The sequence below is a fragment of the Acinetobacter sp. CFCC 10889 genome, from assembly GCF_003268395.1.
In the GTDB taxonomy this organism is placed as follows: Bacteria; Pseudomonadota; Gammaproteobacteria; order Pseudomonadales; family Moraxellaceae; genus Acinetobacter.
This window is the reverse complement of sequence record NZ_LQXQ01000026.1, coordinates 26,008-44,463: the sequence shown is the minus strand read 5'-3', so window position 1 is coordinate 44,463 and position 18,456 is coordinate 26,008. Positions and strand designations below refer to the sequence as shown.

The 18,456-nt window shown below is 38.5% G+C and carries 13 protein-coding genes; 6 read left to right on the top strand and 7 right to left on the bottom strand.

The window, feature by feature from the left end:
• Positions 1–243 precede the first annotated feature (243 nt).
• The 3 genes from AVJ19_RS11555 to AVJ19_RS11545 all read left to right on the top strand — a co-directional run bounded on the left by AVJ19_RS11555 (position 244) and on the right by AVJ19_RS11545 (position 6,098).
• Positions 244–4,080 carry a DUF4132 domain-containing protein gene (locus tag AVJ19_RS11555; protein ID WP_111859850.1) on the top strand — a complete coding sequence of 1,279 codons (3,837 nt, stop codon included), beginning with the start codon at positions 244–246 and terminating at the stop codon, positions 4,078–4,080.
• 260 nt (positions 4,081–4,340) lie between these two features.
• Entirely contained in the window at positions 4,341–5,573 is a 1,233-nt protein-coding gene (locus AVJ19_RS11550; RefSeq protein ID WP_111859849.1) for a beta-ketoacyl synthase N-terminal-like domain-containing protein, read from the top strand.
• A 72-nt stretch (positions 5,574–5,645) separates the two neighbouring features.
• Positions 5,646–6,098 carry a CopD family protein gene (locus AVJ19_RS11545; RefSeq protein WP_111859848.1) on the top strand — a complete coding sequence of 151 codons (453 nt, stop codon included), beginning with the start codon at positions 5,646–5,648 and terminating at the stop codon, positions 6,096–6,098.
• A gap of 262 nt (positions 6,099–6,360) precedes the next feature.
• On the opposite strand, the gene AVJ19_RS11540 is transcribed toward AVJ19_RS11545, so the two are convergent.
• The 4 genes from AVJ19_RS11540 to AVJ19_RS11525 all read right to left on the bottom strand — a co-directional run bounded on the left by AVJ19_RS11540 (position 6,361) and on the right by AVJ19_RS11525 (position 11,976).
• The gene (locus AVJ19_RS11540; protein WP_111859847.1) at positions 6,361–7,287 is read right to left on the bottom strand and encodes an AEC family transporter; all 927 of its coding nucleotides are present in this window, start codon (positions 7,285–7,287) and stop codon (positions 6,361–6,363) included.
• 88 nt (positions 7,288–7,375) lie between these two features.
• Positions 7,376–8,494, bottom strand: a complete 1,119-nt coding sequence (locus tag AVJ19_RS11535; protein WP_111859846.1) for an NADH:flavin oxidoreductase/NADH oxidase — start codon at positions 8,492–8,494, stop codon at positions 7,376–7,378.
• A gap of 11 nt (positions 8,495–8,505) precedes the next feature.
• Complete coding sequence (locus AVJ19_RS11530) at positions 8,506–10,662, bottom strand: TonB-dependent receptor (protein WP_111859845.1); 2,157 nt, start codon at positions 10,660–10,662, stop codon at positions 8,506–8,508.
• 39 nt (positions 10,663–10,701) lie between these two features.
• Complete coding sequence (locus AVJ19_RS11525) at positions 10,702–11,976, bottom strand: carbohydrate porin (protein WP_111859844.1); 1,275 nt, start codon at positions 11,974–11,976, stop codon at positions 10,702–10,704.
• Between the two features lie 391 nt (positions 11,977–12,367).
• Here AVJ19_RS11525 and mutM point away from each other — a divergent pair, with 391 nt between their 5' ends.
• Positions 12,368–13,216 (top strand): bifunctional DNA-formamidopyrimidine glycosylase/DNA-(apurinic or apyrimidinic site) lyase, encoded by an 849-nt coding sequence (gene mutM / locus AVJ19_RS11520; protein WP_111859843.1) that lies wholly within the window; start codon positions 12,368–12,370, stop codon positions 13,214–13,216.
• Complete coding sequence (locus AVJ19_RS11515) at positions 13,216–13,500, top strand: peptidylprolyl isomerase (protein ID WP_111859842.1); 285 nt, start codon at positions 13,216–13,218, stop codon at positions 13,498–13,500. Before mutM ends, AVJ19_RS11515 begins: the two co-directional genes overlap by 1 nt.
• A 28-nt stretch (positions 13,501–13,528) precedes the next feature.
• Here the strand turns inward: AVJ19_RS11515 and AVJ19_RS11510 are convergent, their stop codons facing one another.
• From AVJ19_RS11510 to typA, 3 genes are all read right to left on the bottom strand, one after another.
• Positions 13,529–14,170, bottom strand: a complete 642-nt coding sequence (locus AVJ19_RS11510; RefSeq protein ID WP_111859841.1) for a hypothetical protein — start codon at positions 14,168–14,170, stop codon at positions 13,529–13,531.
• Between the two features lie 98 nt (positions 14,171–14,268).
• Positions 14,269–14,694 carry a large conductance mechanosensitive channel protein MscL gene (gene mscL, locus AVJ19_RS11505; protein WP_111859840.1) on the bottom strand — a complete coding sequence of 142 codons (426 nt, stop codon included), beginning with the start codon at positions 14,692–14,694 and terminating at the stop codon, positions 14,269–14,271.
• Between the two features lie 194 nt (positions 14,695–14,888).
• On the bottom strand, positions 14,889–16,724 hold the full coding sequence (typA, locus tag AVJ19_RS11500) for a translational GTPase TypA (protein WP_111859839.1): 1,836 nt from the start codon (positions 16,722–16,724) through the stop codon (positions 14,889–14,891).
• Positions 16,725–16,898: 174 nt separating this feature from the next.
• On the opposite strand from typA, the gene AVJ19_RS11495 reads away from it, so the two are divergent.
• Positions 16,899–18,272, top strand: a complete 1,374-nt coding sequence (locus tag AVJ19_RS11495; protein WP_111859838.1) for a uracil-xanthine permease family protein — start codon at positions 16,899–16,901, stop codon at positions 18,270–18,272.
• The last annotated feature ends 184 nt before the right edge of the window (positions 18,273–18,456 follow it).

Genomic DNA, 18,456 nt, shown 5'->3' with positions numbered 1-18,456 from the left:
TTGCCTACACAAATTAATCTAAATTTTTAATACAATATGAGGCTGTGCTAACTCAATATAAATGTTAAATTATTTTTAAGTTTGGCATAAAACACCTTCAACAAGTCAAGTTATGTCGTACAACTACAAAATCACTATTCAAATTTTAATTTATTTTCCTAATATAGAAACATACTTTTTAATACATCTCATTCAACCGAACTGAAATAACAAATACATCTTTTTAGAAAAGGAAAATTTACAATGTTCAGTAACTTTATGTCCAAGATTGAATCCTTATTCTCCGATAAAGACGATAAGAAAAATACAAGCACAGCACCACCACAAGGTGCTGAAACTGATGAAGAAATTCGTGCATTTAATGAAAATCAAAAGAATCAATTAAAAAAAGTGATATCGGTATTTTTACCCCTGTCCGAAGTTGAACAAGGCTTGGAAAAAGCAATCACCTTGTTTATTTTTACAGGTGACAACCCTGAGATTTTACTCAAACTGAACCAATTCCCTGACGAAAAAGCGAGCGATTTGATCGGCAATCCGGGGACTTATGAATGGTATTGGACGCAGATTCAGCACAGCAAAGCACAAGAAAAATTAAAAAATCAATCCATCAAATCACGTAATTTATTAAATGATGATTTATTTAATACCCTAAGCAATGAACAAATCATTCGCCTAGGCAAAGTCTATGCAAGTATTACCCAACAAAAAAATTATAAAGAACTTTATGCGCCTGTTCCTGTATGGTTTCACTATATCGTCGTTGATGCTTTGGTCACATTACAACAAGGTCATGGCTTTAATGAAATAGACAGCAAAAAACAGATCAAACAACATTGGACTTTAGCCAAGTTGGAACAGCTTTTGGCGGCAGATGAACCTACCCTTGCACAACATTTACCCTTATTTTTGTTTGAACGTGTCGGTTGCAGCAGCTATTACACCGACCGTATGGATTTAATTTTTAAATTATCGGATGCAGATAGCTATATCGAACAGCATCTTGATATTTTAAAACAAGAAATTCCAAATTTGAGTGTTGATGGTCAAACCGTATTTTTAGATTATTTAAAACATAAACCTGCGATTTTAAAGCAACTTCCTGAACTGATCGTGCAACTGACCATTGGACGTTCTAAAACCATTCGAGATTTGGCAGTCAGCCTGCTCAGTCAACTCAATGCTGAAGACAGTCAGAATTATCTGCAAAGCTACTTGGTCAATGGTTCAAGTAAAGAACGTGGTTTTGCCGCAGAGCTTTTGGCACGTTTAGGTGAACATAATCTTGCTGTTTTAGAGCAAGCACTTGAAAATGAAAAGCAAAAATCTGTTCAGCAAATGCTTTCAATGGCAGTACAACGCTTAAAGGCAGTGCATGATTCTGTTGACAATTCAAACATTGAAATTCCAAGTTTTAGTCCGTTGGTTGCAAAGGATATTCCTGAAAGTTTTACTGAAATTTTGCATCAAAATCGTCAACACTTAGTTGATAAAGCAGAAAAAGCAGCAGAAGCTGAAATTGAAGACAATAAAACCAGCAGTTATAAATCTGAATGGGCACAAAAAAGATTTAAACGACTCAAAAATATTAAACCTGCCAGCATTGACCAATTGTTAAATCAAATCAATGGTAAGACAGCACGCCAATCTTTTGAATCTGATATTGATATCATTCAACATCAGAAAAAATTACACAATTATCCCGAATATTCACTGCATCATGCGCTACGTATTCACATGAGCCGCCGCCATGACAAAGATGCACATTGGTCATCAATATTTGATGATTTACCCCCTGCTCAATACAGCACTTTTGATTTACGTCAGATCAATCAAGCCTTGAAAGAAACAAGCTATGCCCACACTGAACGCCAAATTGCTCAAGGCATGTTGATGTCCAATTGGAATCATTTAAATGATTATATTACTGAGCCTGAAAAAATTTGGCCTTTCTTTGCGGAACATCCTGAATTTATCAGTGAAGCATTGGGTTTAAGCCCGTCTTTGGAAAAAAGTCCCTATTATCAGTTTGAAGCCATCAAAGCGATTAAAATTTTAGAATATTTCCCAAGCATTCCACAGCAATATATTCCACGTTTGCTTGAATATGCCTTGGGCGAAAATAAACGTTTACGTTTCGATGCACAGCAAGCGTTGCAAACTTTGCCTGATATTTATCTGCGTGCAGTTGAAGCCTTGGACTCAGGGAAACAGGAAATCCGTGTGACTGCGATTGAATGGCTTGCCCGTTTGCAACGTCCGGAAGCTGTTAAACCGCTGAATACTTTGCTGAAAAAAGAGAAAAAGGAAATTGTTCGTGCTGCTTTACTCACAGCATTGGAAAAATTGGGACAAGATATCAGTCCTTATTTGTCTGAAAAAGTACTTCTTGCTGAAGCTCAACAAGGCTTAAAAGCCAAAATTTCAAGTAGTTTCACATGGTTTGATGCCAAAACTTTACCTGAAATGTCATGGCAAAATGGTAAAAAAGTCCAAGCGGAAATTATCCATTGGTGGGTGGTTCTTGCTGAAAAACTTAAAGACCCGAAAGCCAATGCTTTACTACAGCGTTATCTTGGGTTACTTGATGAAAAAAGTCAGCAGAAACTTGCCAATCATTTACTGCACAGCTTTATTCAACAAGACACTTTATCGCCAACCTTAGAACAAGCAATGGAAGTGGCAACCCAACAAGCGCCTCAATCCCTGCAATCCTATCGTGATAGTTATAAAAATTATGGACATAAATATCCTGAATATTATGGACATTATGCAACCATTACCCTTGAAGAAGTGATTGAAGAAATTAAACGTCAACAATTGGCGATTTATTTAGGTTCTGCGATTAAAAGTAAAGGCTTGTTGGCACTGACCTTTCCTGCGCAAGGCAGTTTTGCAGTCAAACAATTGCAAGATTATATGAAGCAACATTATCCTCGCCGCTCACAAATTGAAGCGATGATTTCTGCTTTGTCCGTCAGTGATGATCCTTTGATTATTCAACTGTTATTGTCTTTATCACGGCGCTATCGTACCGCTTCTGTGCAAACCTTAGCGACAGATTTGGTCACTGAAATTGCAGAGCGTAATCAATGGACAAGTGATGAATTGGCAGATCGTACCATTCCAACCGCAGGACTGAATGAGCAAGGAATTTTAAACCTGCAATATGGCGCACGTTTATTTACAGCAATTGTCGATGATAAAGATAAATTTGTCCTGAAAAATGATGAAGGCAAAGAAGTCAAAGCCTTACCTGCTGCGCGTCAAAATGATGATGAAAGTTTGATTAAAGAAGCCAAAGCATTATTCAGCAGCAGTAAAAAAGAGTTTAAGCAAGTCGTAGACATGCAAACAGGTCGTTTGTATGAAGCCATGTGCAGTGAACGTCAGTGGAATGTAACTGAATGGCAAGAATATCTGTTTGAACATCCAATCATGAAGCGTTTGGTACAACGTTTAGTATGGCTTGAAGTCAAAGCAGATGGTGAACGCATCAGTTTCCGTCCTGCGGATGATGGTACTTTGCTCAATCTTGAAGATGACGAAGTAGCATTGAACGCTGACAGTAAAATTCAGATTTCGCATGCGGTACTTGTCGGTGCTGAAGAAGCACAGGCTTGGCTGAGCCACTTCAAAGATTATAAAGTGAAATTCCTGTTCGATCAGATGGTGCATTTGGTGCCCGAGTTGGACAATGATCAAGTCACTGAAATCAATGATCATAAAGGTTGGCTGACTGATACCTATACCCTGCGTGGTGTGATTACCAAATTGGGCTATCAACGTGCCAGCATTGAAGATGGTGGTTCGTTTGACCGCTATACCAAAGCATATAAACAATTAAACATTCATGTACAGATTGTTTTCAGTGGCAGTTATGTCCCTGAAGAAAATATTCCTGCGGTGTTATATGAATTGAGCTTTTCCAATAAAGCCAGTTATTCATGGAACAGCAATGACTTGGCACTCAAAGATGTACCACCGATTTTGTTGGCAGAAAGTTATGCGGATTATTTAAAAGTCGCAGCTGCAACCAAAGGCTTTGACCCTGAGTGGGAAAAGAAAACTCCGTGGTAATGTAAATAGTATTAACCTAAAGCTGCTCTTTTTTAAAATAAATTTGAGCAGCTTTGTCTTATTTTGCAAATATTTTACTTTTCACATTTATTTTGAAATACGGTAAAAGCAACTTGTAGCCAAGGATTGACCAAAAAGTCAGATGATTATGTAAATAGAGTCAATCCTCGTAGAATCTATATCTTTCGCCATTGCGATCGAAAACTAAAAACGCTTAAATGAGCCCATTGTATCGCTTATTTTAAAATAAAGGACTTTGCATGAATCGTCGTGTTGTGATTACGGGTATGGGTATTAACTCATGTATCGGAAATACCTTGGAAGATGTGACTCATTCTCTACAAAATGGAATTTCAGGCACACGTCATAATGCAACCTATGAAGAACTGAATTTCAAAAGTCACGTCAGTGCGGCTGCTGAACAAAACTTTGATGGCATCGACCGTAAACTCAAACGTTTCATGGGCGTATGTGCAATGTATGCTTATAACTCTGCATTGGCAGCAGTTGAGCATGCAGGTTTAACTGCTGAGCAATTAGGTGGCAATCCACGTTATGGGATCGCAGGCGGTTCAGGTGGTGGTTCAACAGCATCTGTGATTGAAATGAAAGAACTTTTAGACACTAAAGGTGCTCGTAAAGTCGGTCCTTTCTTTGTGCCACGTAACATGTCAAATACCATCACGGCAAACGTTGGTGTGGCATTTAAATTACAAGGTGTCGCTCACTCGATCACAAGTGCATGTGCTACTTCTGCTGATGCAATCGGTTATGCTTACAACCTGATCCAACTCGGCAAACAAGATTTAATGCTTGCTGGCGGTGGTGAAGAAGATCATTGGTCACAAAGCTTATTGTTTGATGCGATGGGTGCATTGTGTTCTAAATACAACGAAACACCTGAAACAGCATCACGTCCATATTCTGCCGATCGTGATGGTTTCGTGATTGCTGGTGGTGGCGGTTTCGTGGTACTTGAATCACTAGAACATGCTCAAGCACGTGGTGCCAACATCCTTGCAGAAGTTGTAGGCTATGCTGCTAACTCTGACGGTGCGGACATGGTTGCACCATCAGGTGAAGGTGCAACACGTTGTATCTTGATGGCGTTAGATGAAGCTAAACAACATGGCGTAGACAGCATTGATTATGTCAATACCCATGGTACTTCTACCCCTGCGGGCGATATCACTGAACTTAAAGCAATGGAACGTGCTTTCGGTGAAGGAAAAGTCCCTGCATTCAGCTCAACCAAATCTATGACAGGTCATAGCTTGGGCGCTGCGGGTGTACAAGAAGCGATTTATTCTGTTTTGATGATGCAAAATGACTTTATTGCACCAAACATCAATGTCACAGAATTGGACGAAGGTGCAAAAGGTTTTGATCTCGTACTTGAAAAACGTGACACAAAATTGAATACTGTCATGAGTAACAGTTTCGGTTTTGGCGGTGTTAATGCTTGTCTCATTTTCAAGAAATGGGAAGGCTAATTTGAAAATGGTTGATCTATTACCATAATAGGTCAACCACTTCCGCACTGCCCTTTATACAAGGGTAAATTGATGGATGCTCCTTCAGAAGCTTTCCTTTGGGTCAAAGCACTTCATATTATTGCAGTTGTGTGTTGGTTTGCTGCATTATTCTATCTCCCACGTTTATACATTTACCATGCCATGAGCGAAGATACGATCAGTCATCAACGCTTCCAAGTCATGGAACGAAAGCTGTATCGTGGCATTATGTGGCCATCTATGATTGCCACACTCATCACAGCACATTTTCTAGTGGATTGGGGTGATGCAACTCGACATTATCATGAAGCACTGTGGTTCTATATCAAAGTTGGATTAGTTGGAATTTTAGTACTTTACCATTTGCTTTGTGGTTATTATCGTAAAAAATTGATTGAAAATGCCCATTATAAATCACACAAATATTGGCGTTTCTTTAATGAGTTTCCTACATTAATTTTACTCGCTGTGGTGATTTTGGTGGTGGTAAAACCAAGCTTTTAAGATTGAAAATACGAAACATCCAAATGGATAATGCTGATCAGTTAAGGATTTTTTGAATCCTCCCCTTGCGGAACATGTTCCTCACCTTTTCCAAAGGAGGGATGAGTAGCTCAGCTACGCAAGATTACTAAAAATCATTTTTCCTTACGCCATATATGGCTCAGGGTTAGGGAGATTTTAGGAATTTTTCAAATAATTTTGCTTAACTGACCGGCATTATCCAAATGGAGGTTTTTAATGCCCATTCACTTACACATCATTCTCACCACCACAATGCAATCAACCCACTAATGATCGCAAAACCTAAAAATGTACTGATCATCAATGACGTTAAAGTTTTTTGATCCTCCACATGGTAGGCTTGAGAAAAAATAATAAAAGCTGCTGGCATTGGCAAAGCCGCAATGATCGTACCAGCATATAACATTTCCTGACTGACATTGGGCATCAAAGATAATCCAGTAAACACAGCCAATGGCATGATGACCATTTTAGCAAACACCAAAAATACACTTTCCATGTCAATTTTCTGAATAGATAAACCCACCAAACCACCACCAATCACAAAAAGTGCAATCGGTGAAGCTGTTTTACCTAATAAGTCCAAGGCTTGATTCAGTTGTGTAGGTAAATGAATCTGAAAAAATGCACAGCTTAACCCCACCAAAACTGACAAAATAACAGGATTTTTCAATAATTTTAATAATGTCTGGCGTAGTAATAATCCGATATTCTGCTGTTGTTGTAAGCCCACTTCTGCCAAAGCCAATACCATCGTTACAATAATCACATTTTCTACGATGAGTGTTAATGAGATATAAATCGTGGCTTGATTTCCCATCAATAAAGTTAAAATCGCAGTGCCAATGAAACCTGTATTTGACATTGCACCACCCATGGCAAATACCGCCGCATGGCTAAATCGATGTTTAAAAAAATAATAAAAAGCCAGAAATACTGTCAAATACAAAAGAAAAGATACACCAGCATAAACAAAGAAATAACTCGGGTACCAAATCTCATGTAAATCTTTCGATGCCAAAGCCACAAGCAATAATGCTGGAAGAGAAATTTTGATTACAAAGGCACTCAGTGCTGAAATTTGCTCTTTATGAATTAAGTTTATTTTTACACTGAAATATCCCAAGAAAAGTAAAATAAAAATAGGCAAAAGCACCGACAATACCATCTAGGTTCATCCTTTTCCGCATGGTAAAAATAAAAAGAGAAATATATCCTAAAATATATTTCTCAAAAGCTTAAATATCATTAAAGCATTACTTTTTACTCAAACTGAGTAAAAGATTTTTGAGCGTATGTGGCTGACAACGTAAATACTGTGGTGCAATCTCAATTTCTGCACCCAACGCTGCTGCTGCATGCCAAGGCCAACGTGGATCATACAAAATTGCACGTGCCAAGCCGATCGCATCAGCTTCCTGATTTTGCAAAATATCTTCTGCTTGTTGTGGCTCGGTGATCAACCCTACCGCAATTACAGGAATATTCACATGTTTTTTAATTTCACTAGCAAAAGGCACTTGATAATTTGCACCCAGTTTAATCTGCTGTTGTGCATGTAAACCACCTGAAGACACATGAATATATACCGCTCCCAACTGTTGCAAAGCTTTGGCAAGACCTACACTCTCAGCCAAATTCCAACCATCAGTCTCACCCATCCAATCTGTTGCGGAAATACGTACCCCGATAGGATAATCAGCAGGCACAGCAGCTTTCATCGCATTCAATACTTCCAAAGTGAGACGAATCCGATTTTCAAAACAACCACCATATTGATCTGTACGTTGATTGGACAATGGCGACATAAATTGATGTAGCAAATAACCGTGTGCGGCATGCACTTCGATTAAATCAAAACCTGCATCCACTGCACGTTTTGCCGCAGCAGCAAAATCAGCAATCACTTGCTGAATCTCATCTATCGTCAATGCATGTGGCGCAACATCATTTGTATTAAATGGCACTTCACTAGATGAAACAGTCTGCCACCCTAAATCGTGATCAGGTGCAATCTGCCCTTTGCCTAACCAAGGCTTGTCGGTAGATGCTTTACGCCCTGCATGCGCTAACTGCACTGCAAAAGGCATGGGTGAAATACTCTTTACTTTTTGCAACAGCGCCTTAATTTGAGCACCTTGCATATCATTCCACAGCCCAACATCGGCATAACTAATACGTCCTTGAGCCTGCACCGCAGTCGCCTCAATAATACACAAACCTGCACCAGACAAGGCATAATTTGCCCATTGCTGTTCATGCCAATAGGTCACTTCACCTTGCTCAGTGGCAGAATATTGACACATTGGTGCAATGATAATTTTATTATTAAGTTTGAGCTGTCCAAATTGAATCGGTTGAAATAACAATGACATGTAAATTTTCCTTAAAATGCTTTCGTAATATTTAATCCTGCGCTCCAATTCACCCCATCCGCAGGTTCAAAGAAACGCCCATTCCCATCATTTACAATCACAGAACCAATATAGTTTTTATCAAAAATATTATCTACACGGGCAAATGTTTTAATTTTCCAATCATTATTTTTCCAAATATAGCCAACATTAGCACTGGTCACGGTATAACTTGGCGCAGCATCAGTATTGCTATCATTGACATAGATTTTATCCATATAATGCATATCCACACCTGCATTAAAACCTATTTCAGGCAACCATCCTAAACTTGCATAGGCTTGATTTTTAGCAATACCAGGGATGAGATTGTCTTTTGGAATTTTACCCGCAAGCACTTCATTTTTATCATTTAAAATTTCAGGAACATCAGCATCAAAAGTTGCATCTAAATAGCTATAAGATGCTTGAGCAGTCAAATCACGCCATAGTTTTTTATTCCAAGACAGCTCAACACCTTCACGTAAAGTTTGTTCAGCATTACGAAAAGTATTTCGTCCATTATTGGACTGTCCTGACACAATATCATCTTCGGTTTTACTTTGGAAAATTGCTGCGGTGAATTGCCCTAGACGATTCTTGGCTTTCACACCAATTTCATAGTTATCACTGCTCGCAGGTTTTAACGCAAAGTTAATGCCTGATGTGCCAGATATTGGATAAGCCATTTCGGTAAATGTTGGCGTTTCAAAGCCTTTGGAATAACTTACATAACTCATCACATGCGGGGAAATATCCCAAGTCAAAGCGGCAGAAGGTAAGACTTTGTCATAGTCAGTTTTACCACTATCATCACCATTTGTACCTTTAATGTAATGATCTTCTGACTCAAAATGCACATTGCTATAACGCAAGCCTGCATCCAATCGTAATGCTGGAACAAACTGCCAAGAGGCTTGTAAATACGGATCTAAATTCCATAAAGTATTTTTTTCATCACGGCGTAAATCTCCTTTTACACCATAATTCGGCTGATTTTGCTGATCTAAAATAAAATTTTCATAACCTTGACGGTCTTCATTCATTGCATCATATGCCACACCAACACTGAATCGTGTATTTGGCAACAAATCCTTGCCTGTCCAACGCAAATCAGCGCCATAATAATCACGTTCAAAATCAATCACGCCACCTGCATGGCGAGGATTTTTTTGAGCAGTATTTGGAATCGATTGGTACTGTGTCACCTCACGATGACCCAAATAAGCCATTGAATAAATTTCATGTTGATCATTTAACGGCTTGGTCCAATTGATGCCTGTTTGCGTTTGGTTAATTTCTTTACGCACATCAAACTGCTTTAAAAACGGGACTTGTTGTTTGGGATTGGTTTGCCATTGTTCACGGGTCAAACCTTGTGGATCATCGGCATTAATATCAACATGGTTGACTGTCCAATTGATTTTAGAACCATCTTCTAAATCCCAACTGAGCTTGGCATTACTCAACACTTTTTTCGCAGCACTATGTTCACGATAACCATCTGTATCAAAATAAGATGAACTCACGACATAGCTTGGTTCATTGGCTTTGTCTGCACCACCTTGTAAGACAATGTCAGCACGCCCCTTATTATGACTCCCACCTGAATAACCCAGCGCAATCGAATCTCGCCCTTGTCCATTTTTGGTCGTGGTTAAAATTGTCCCACCTGATGAATTACCATACAGTGCTGAAAATGGACCACCTAAGACTTCAATATCTTTTAAACTGCTGAGATCAATATTTGATGTTTGCCCCTGACCATCGGGCATGGTGGCAGGAATACCATCCACATATAAACGAATGCCACGCACCCCGAAAGTTGAACGTGCGCCAAAACCACGCATTGATAACTGTAAATCTTGGGCATAATTTTCACGATTATTCAGTTGTAATCCTGACACACCTTTAAGCATTTCAGTCAAATTAACACCCAAGTTATTTGCCTGTTCTTTTTGCTCCACACGATAAACTGAAGCAGGCGTATGTAACCATGTTGTATCACTACGGGTTGCTTGCAAGGTCAATGTATCAAGCTGCTGAACGGATTCTAATGTCCCCGTTTCAGCATAAATTTGTTGACTAATACATGCTGTTAAACAAAGTAAGCTAAAATTTAGAGGGATAAATCGAGTATTACTTTGCATCAGCATATTCCTTCGTTTTTTAAATTTTATAAAATCAGATTAGAAAATAACTTTTGTTCCCAATCCAACAACAAATGCATCATCCACTTTATTCGTTGCACCTGAATGTACAACATATTGCATAAGCGGACGCAACATGAACCATTGGGTTGGATAGTAGGAATAGTTGAGTTCCATATTATATTCTGCGCTGTGATTTAGCACTTCTGCTTTGTTTTCTCGATAACGATCATTCACATGCACACGATTGACAGCAAAACCTAAAATATCATTTGGATGACCATCAAAAAGACCGATATATTTCAAACCCAATTGTTGAGAATTATCCACTTGTGTTGTGCTTTGATCATGAAAAGTGAAATTACCAAAACTATGTAATCCACGGCGCCCCTCACCTGTAGAGGTGAGCTGTTGCTCAAATGAAAGCCAAGCACCATAACTACGGTCTTTACCCACTGAACCAGCTTTATATGCAATATCATATTGGTTCTTTGCATCATCAGCAGTATTGTACAACAGCCCTACACGATAACTGCCTGCTAAATTGTTAATTGCTGTTTTCGGTGACCAAACCGTTTCTGCCAAAATATTTACACCATCGGCATTTTGAGTATCTAAATTCCAACCGTGACGTTCCAAAGCATTTTCAGGGTTATATTCAAATACACCCACTTGGGTAAATAACTCAGGTTGGATTTGCCACTTCACTCGACCACCCCATTGTGAAACAGGTGTGTTGTACCACAACTTCCCTTGCCATTTTCCCATTTGCGCAGCACAAAAAGCATTTCCTTGAAAATCACAAGCCATGGTGTTGAACTCAGTTCCCAAGCCCATACGTCCCACACGAACATTCACACCTTGCGCTTTAAAGTCCTTTTCAATATACAACTCACTCAAACGGCTTCCTGAATTACCACGCCCCCAGTTGGCTTGAGAATTGGCAAATTGAGGTGCACTCGGATCTTGAATCCCTTCTAGACTCGTGCTTTGTCCCTGACGAGCAGTCACCATAGCACGTACTTTCACACCCTCCCAACCTGTCAATTTTTCCATATCTAAAGTTGTACCAAGTGCAAATTGCGTCCCAAATGTTGGTGATTGGTGCGCATCATAACCACCATCTGCCAAATAAGAACTGTCCATTGCAATATTGGCATCAAACTTAATACCTTGTTCTGCAAGCTCAGTTCGCTTTCCACCCCAATCCCCTGTTAAAGTTTGCCCATTGGGATCAAATGCATGTTCTGCATGTGTAGCTGACATTAAAAAAGCGGTGGAAATTGCCAATAGAGAAAGCGCAATATTTTTCATAGCAGAGCCTAAATTTAAAACCGTATAAATCCTGTTCATCTGTTTAGAGTTATTTTAAATTAATAGAAATATCTCATTCACACTACAGATGTATACTGCAATAGCAATAATTATGATTCATGCCACTACAGTTTTATTACGAGAAAATTACACATTTTTATCAACTTTCACTAGGTGATTATTTTTATAGGTGAATTAACTTTTTTTCATATAAGATCAAATCATCAGATGAACGATTGTTTAGTATTTTTAAATTTAATACTGCTTATGACTAGCTAATTTTTTACTGTTATTTAAATAACAGCATTGTCTATTTTGCGAAAAACTTTCTTGCATAGTCAAATTTGACTACAATATCGTACTTGCCACATGTTCAATGTTTAAATGCCCTATGCCTGAATTACCTGAAGTTGAAACCACCAAAGCCAGTCTTTCACCATTGCTTGAGCAAAAAGTAACATCCGTACAGGTTCGGGAATCTCGTTTACGTTGGGCAATTCCTAATGATCTACAAAAATTGGTCGGGCAAAAATTACTTCAACTAAACCGCCGTTCCAAATATATTTTAGCTGAATTTGAACACGACACCATGCTTTGGCATTTAGGCATGTCCGGTAGTTTTCGTTTATGCGACGCACATGAAGAACTACGCAAACATGATCATTTAATTATTGATTTTGAAGATATCCAACTGCGTTATCATGACCCACGCCGTTTTGGTTGTATTTTATGGTTGGATGAATCTTCACAAATTAAGCTAATCGACACTTTAGGTCCAGAACCTTTAAGTACTGAATTTACAGCAGAATATTTAACTGAAAAATTAAAAAACAAACAAACAGCGATCAAAGTTGCCATTATGGACAACCATATTGTGGTTGGCGTTGGCAATATTTATGCAACCGAAAGCTTATTTAACCTAGGTATTCATCCTGCACAAGCCGCTAAAACACTCACTTCTGCACAAATTGAAAAATTAGTCATTGAAATCAAACGTATTTTAAAACAAGCCATTGAACTCGGTGGTTCAACTTTACGTGACTATAGCAATGCAATGGGTGAAAATGGCTATTTTCAACAAACCCTACTCGCCTATGGTCGTGCAGGTGAAATGTGCGTAAACTGTGAAACCACCTTGGAAAATTTAAAACTTGGACAACGTGCTAGTGTATTTTGCCCACAATGCCAACCGCTCAAACTACCCAAAGCCACCAAGCCATCATCAAAAGGTAAATCTTAATGAAAACTGCAATTGCCCGTCATATTTTGGTGAAAGATAAAGATTTGGCACAACAACTGAAACAAAAAATCTTAGATGGTGCTGACTTTGCTAAAATCGCCAAACAGCACTCAACCTGCCCTTCAGCTAAGAAAGGCGGTGAATTAGGTGAAATCAAAAAAGGGGATTTAGTTGCACCGATTGACAAAGCAGTTTTTAGTTTGGCTGAGCGTGAACTTCATGGTCCAATTAAAAGTCAATTTGGCTGTCATTTATTAGAAATTAAATTTCGGATGGATTTTTAACATCAAACTGAACAATAAATTAAGGACTTTATTCTGTGCTTTTATAGTTTTGAATAAAGTTCGCAGATTCATTGATATATCCCCTAAACATTTCTGCACGTGTTGTGAAATAAAATACCTCATTGCCATTTCTCACAATATTTTCAGGCGTTTTACCATTACAAAAACCATGATTTGAAAAAACCGCTGACTTCAATGTCGTAAAATGTTGAGTTGCTTGTGCTTCATCATCAAATCCAAAAACCAACATGGTAAAATCTGGGAAATAATTTTTCTTCTCACCAATTCCCACTTTACTTTTAGCAATATAAATTCTTAAACCTTCACCTTTCACTTGAATTACTTTATTCAAATTACAATCATTTTCAGACCAATTTCTACCACTTTCACTTTCAAATAACTCAAAATGCTGTTTGAGCAACTGAGCTTGTAAAGCATTCATCAACACTTCATTTTCATTGATATTATTGGCTTCTATGGTTTCATAGCGTGTTTGTTGATTAGGAATATCTTCGAAAGTGAGTTGCTGATTGACTTCCGTTGCTTTGTCATTTTCTGTATCGGGTAGCGCAATTTTTTCGAGTTCAGGGTCAACTTTGTTTTTTTCAACATCACTACATGCAAATAGACTGAAAATTATCAAACTTATCATCAGTTGTTTTTGCATCATGCTATTCCCTTAAATTTAAATCACTCATTTTTATACTACACATAAAAAACGGTACCTCAAAGTACCGTTTAATTTTTCAATAATGTATTTTCTAACACTTATTGACGCTTCTTCAATTCATCACGAATTTCACGTAATAATTCAATATCTTCTGGTGTCGCAGCAGCCGCTTCTTCCACTGGTTTACGGATACGATTTAAGAATTTAACCAATAAGAAAACCACCCAAGCTAAAATCAGGAAGTTTAAGAAAATTGTAATAAAGTTACCATAAGTTAAAACATTTACACCCGCTTTAGTTAACTCATCGAGTGAAGTTAAGTTGTTTGGATTGTCCCCCAAGACAAAAAATTTCTGTGTAAAATCAACACCACCGCCTGTGATCACTGAGATCAATGGCATAATAATGTCTTTAACTAATGAATCAATAATTTTACCAAAAGCACCACCGATAATTACACCGATTGCCATGTCCATCATATTGCCTTTGACAGCAAATTCTTTAAATTCTTGAATAATACTCATGCTCTATCTCCAACAAAGGAATTTTTATGACTGTATTTTAATGTGATGTGCTTTACATTAATTAATTTAAAATACAATTCCGCCTAATTTACTCGGTTTTTAGAAAATTCCAATATTTTTTTACAATTTATAAAAAAACCGTAATCCTATAATAGGATTACGGTTTTTCCGAACTTTAGTAAAAGTGTTACAAATTATTTTGCACGATTACGTTTACGTTCGTTTTCAGTCAACCATTTTTTACGAATACGTACTGATTTAGGTGTAACTTCAACTAATTCATCATCTTCAATAAACTCTAATGCTTGTTCAAGCGTGAATTTAATTGCAGGTGTCAAAGTTAAAGCTTCATCTGTACCAGATGCACGCATGTTGGTTAGCTGTTTCGCTTTAGTTGGGTTCACAGTCATGTCATCTGAACGAGAGTTCATACCAACAATCATACCTTCATACACTTCAAGCTGTGGTTCTGCAAATAAACGACCACGATCTTGTAAAGTGAATAAAGCGAATGCTAAGCAAGTACCGTTTACCATTGAAACAAGTACACCGTTTTGACGTTTCGCTACTTGACCTGCTTTCGCTGGACCATAGTGAGAGAAACTTGAAGTCATGATCCCAGTACCAGAAGTAATGGTCAAGAATTCAGAACGGAAGCCAATCAAGCCACGTGATGGAACAGTTGCTTCAATACGGATACGACCTTTACCGTCAACTTCCATATTGGTCAGTTCACCTTTACGGTTGCCCATTTGTTCCATAACAGAACCTTGATGTTGTTCATCAACATCAAAAGTTACGTTTTCATATGGTTCTTGAAGTTCACCATCAATTTCTTTCATGATCACTTGCGGACGAGAAACACCCATCTCGAAACCTTCACGGCGCATGTTTTCGATCAATACAGAAAGGTGAAGCTCACCACGACCAGATACTTTAAATTTATCTGGACTATCAGTATCTTCAACACGTAATGCAACGTTATGAATCAATTCACGATCCAAACGCTCACGGATATTACGTGAAGTAACGAATTTACCTTCTTTACCCGCGAACGGAGAGTTGTTTACTTGGAAAGTCATCGATACTGTAGGTTCATCTACAGATAATGCAGGTAAAGCTTCAACATTTTTCGGATCACAAATCGTATCAGAAATGTTTAACTCATCCATACCTGTAATACAGATGATGTCACCTGCAGACGCAGAATCAACATCTACACGCTCTAAACCATGGTAACCCATGATTTTTAAGATACGACCGTTACGGGTTTTACCTTCTTTATCAATTAAAGTTACAGGTGTATTAGTTTTTACTGAACCACGTTGGATACGACCAACACCAATTACACCTACGAAACTGTTATAGTCAAGAGATGAAATTTGCATTTGGAATGGACCATCAACATCAACTGCTGGTGGTTCAACGATGTCTACAATTGTTTGGAACAATGGTGTCATGTCATCAGCCAACTCTTCAGGAGATGGACCAGCAACACCACGAAGACCTGAAGCATACACAACAGGGAAATCTAATTGTTCATCAGTACCGCCAAGGTTGTCGAACAAGTCAAATACTTGGTCAATCACCCAATCAGGACGTGCACTTGGTTTATCTACTTTGTTGATGATCACGATTGGTTTCAAACCACGTGCGAACGCTTTTTGCGTTACGAAACGAGTTTGTGGCATTGGACCTTCTTGTGAGTCAACAAGAAGCAATACACAGTCAACCATCGACATTACACGTTCAACTTCACCACCGAAGTCAGCGTGTCCCGGGGTGTCCACGATATTAATACGATATTCAGTATCAGTACGTTTATCTAACCATTTGATTGCAGTATTTTTTGCAAGAATGGTAATCCCACGTTCACTTTCGATAGCACCTGAATCCATGACACGCTCAATCTCGCCCGCGCGATCACCAAGAGCACCAGATTGCTGTAAAAGTTTGTCTACAAGAGTCGTCTTACCATGATCGACGTGCGCAATGATGGCAATGTTACGGAGAGTTTTAATATCTGACATGTAAATTCGATACGCCTAAAGTTTGAGGGCAAATTATACAGAAAAAATATAGATTTTAGTAGTGACAGTTTGAGGACAGTTACAAGTTTTTTTCACAATAGCAGGCTTTTTATTTTGTAAACGAGTGTAAAGAGATTAGAATAGCGACATCTTGCTGCTGTTCTCCCAATCCCCATGTCCGATTTAAATCCCCCCAAAGACCAACAACAAGGTCAAATTGATCTTGTTTATGGCTTAAATGATCGTCCAAAACCGTTGATCGCTTTTTTTGCTGCCCTACAACATTTACTCGCCATTATTGTTCCAATTGTAACACCAGGCTTGTTAATTTGTTTGGCACTGGGTGTATCACCTCATGATACCAACATGATTTTATCCATGTCTTTGGTGATTTCAGGTATTGCAACCTTTCTACAATGTAAAAAAGTTGGACCTTTTGGTGCTGGTTTATTGATTGTTCAAGGGACTAGTTTCAACTTTATTGGTCCAATCATCGGGATTGGTTCAGCCATGGTCGCTGCGGGTACACCTGTAGAAGCAGTGATGGCGTCTATTTTTGGTGTGGTGATTGCTGGTTCATTTATTGAAATGGGCGTGTCACGCATTTTACCTTGGGTGAAAAAACTGATTACGCCACTGGTTACAGGTATTGTCGTTCTCCTCATTGGTCTGACTTTAATCAAAGAAGGTCTGATCAGTATGGGCGGTGGTTATCAAGCCATGGAAAATAAAACCTTTGCCAGTGCAGATAACTTAATTATGTCATGCACTGTATTAGCCATCATTATTTTACTGAATCGCTTTAAAATTGTATGGTTAAAAAGCTCTGCCATCTTAATTGCTTTAGTGATCGGTTATGTGCTTGCGGGTTATATGGGCTATTTAAATTTTTCAGGTTTAAAAGATGCACCATTGATTCAAGTGCCTACACCCATGCATTTTGGGATTAGCTTCTCTTGGAGCTTATTTATTCCCATGGCATTTATTTATCTTGTTACTTCTTTAGAAGCTATTGGTGATGTCACTGCGACTTCTAAAATTTCCAACCAACCTGTTGATGGTCCTGTGTGGATGCAACGTATTAAAGGTGGTGTGTTGGTGAATGGTGCCAACTCCTTCCTTGCAGGGATTTTCAATACATTTCCAAGTTCAGTCTTTGCCCAAAATAATGGTGTAATTCAACTCACAGGCGTTGCGAGTCGTTATGTTGGCATTTGGATTGCGATCATGCTGATCATTCTTGGCTTATTCCCAGCAGTTGCAGGTGTGATCCAAGCCGTTCCACAAGCAGTACTCGGTGGTGCTGTAATGGTGATGTTTGGTGCAGTTGCTGCGTCAGGAATTAACATTTTGTCAGGTGTTATGCTTGATCGTCGTGCATTATTGATTATTGCGATTTCTTTGGCACTCGGTTTAGGTGTTGCACAAGTTCCTCAAATTTTGGAACATCTCCCTGAATTACCAAAAAATATTTTCAGTTCTGGTGTCGCAACTGGCGGGATCGCTGCTTTGGTTCTAAATTTAGTTTTGCCAGAAACTAAAAAATAAGGCATCAACTGTTTATAATGCCCAGCTTAGTCTGTAATGTTGTTCTGATAAATAAAACTATCAGTTAGATATCTAAAAATCTCCCCTAGCCCTGAGCCATATATGGCGCAAGGAAAAAGAGAGGGAACTTCTGTCACTAAAAATTTTAGTAATGGCAAACTCCCTCCTTTTTAAAGGAGGATTG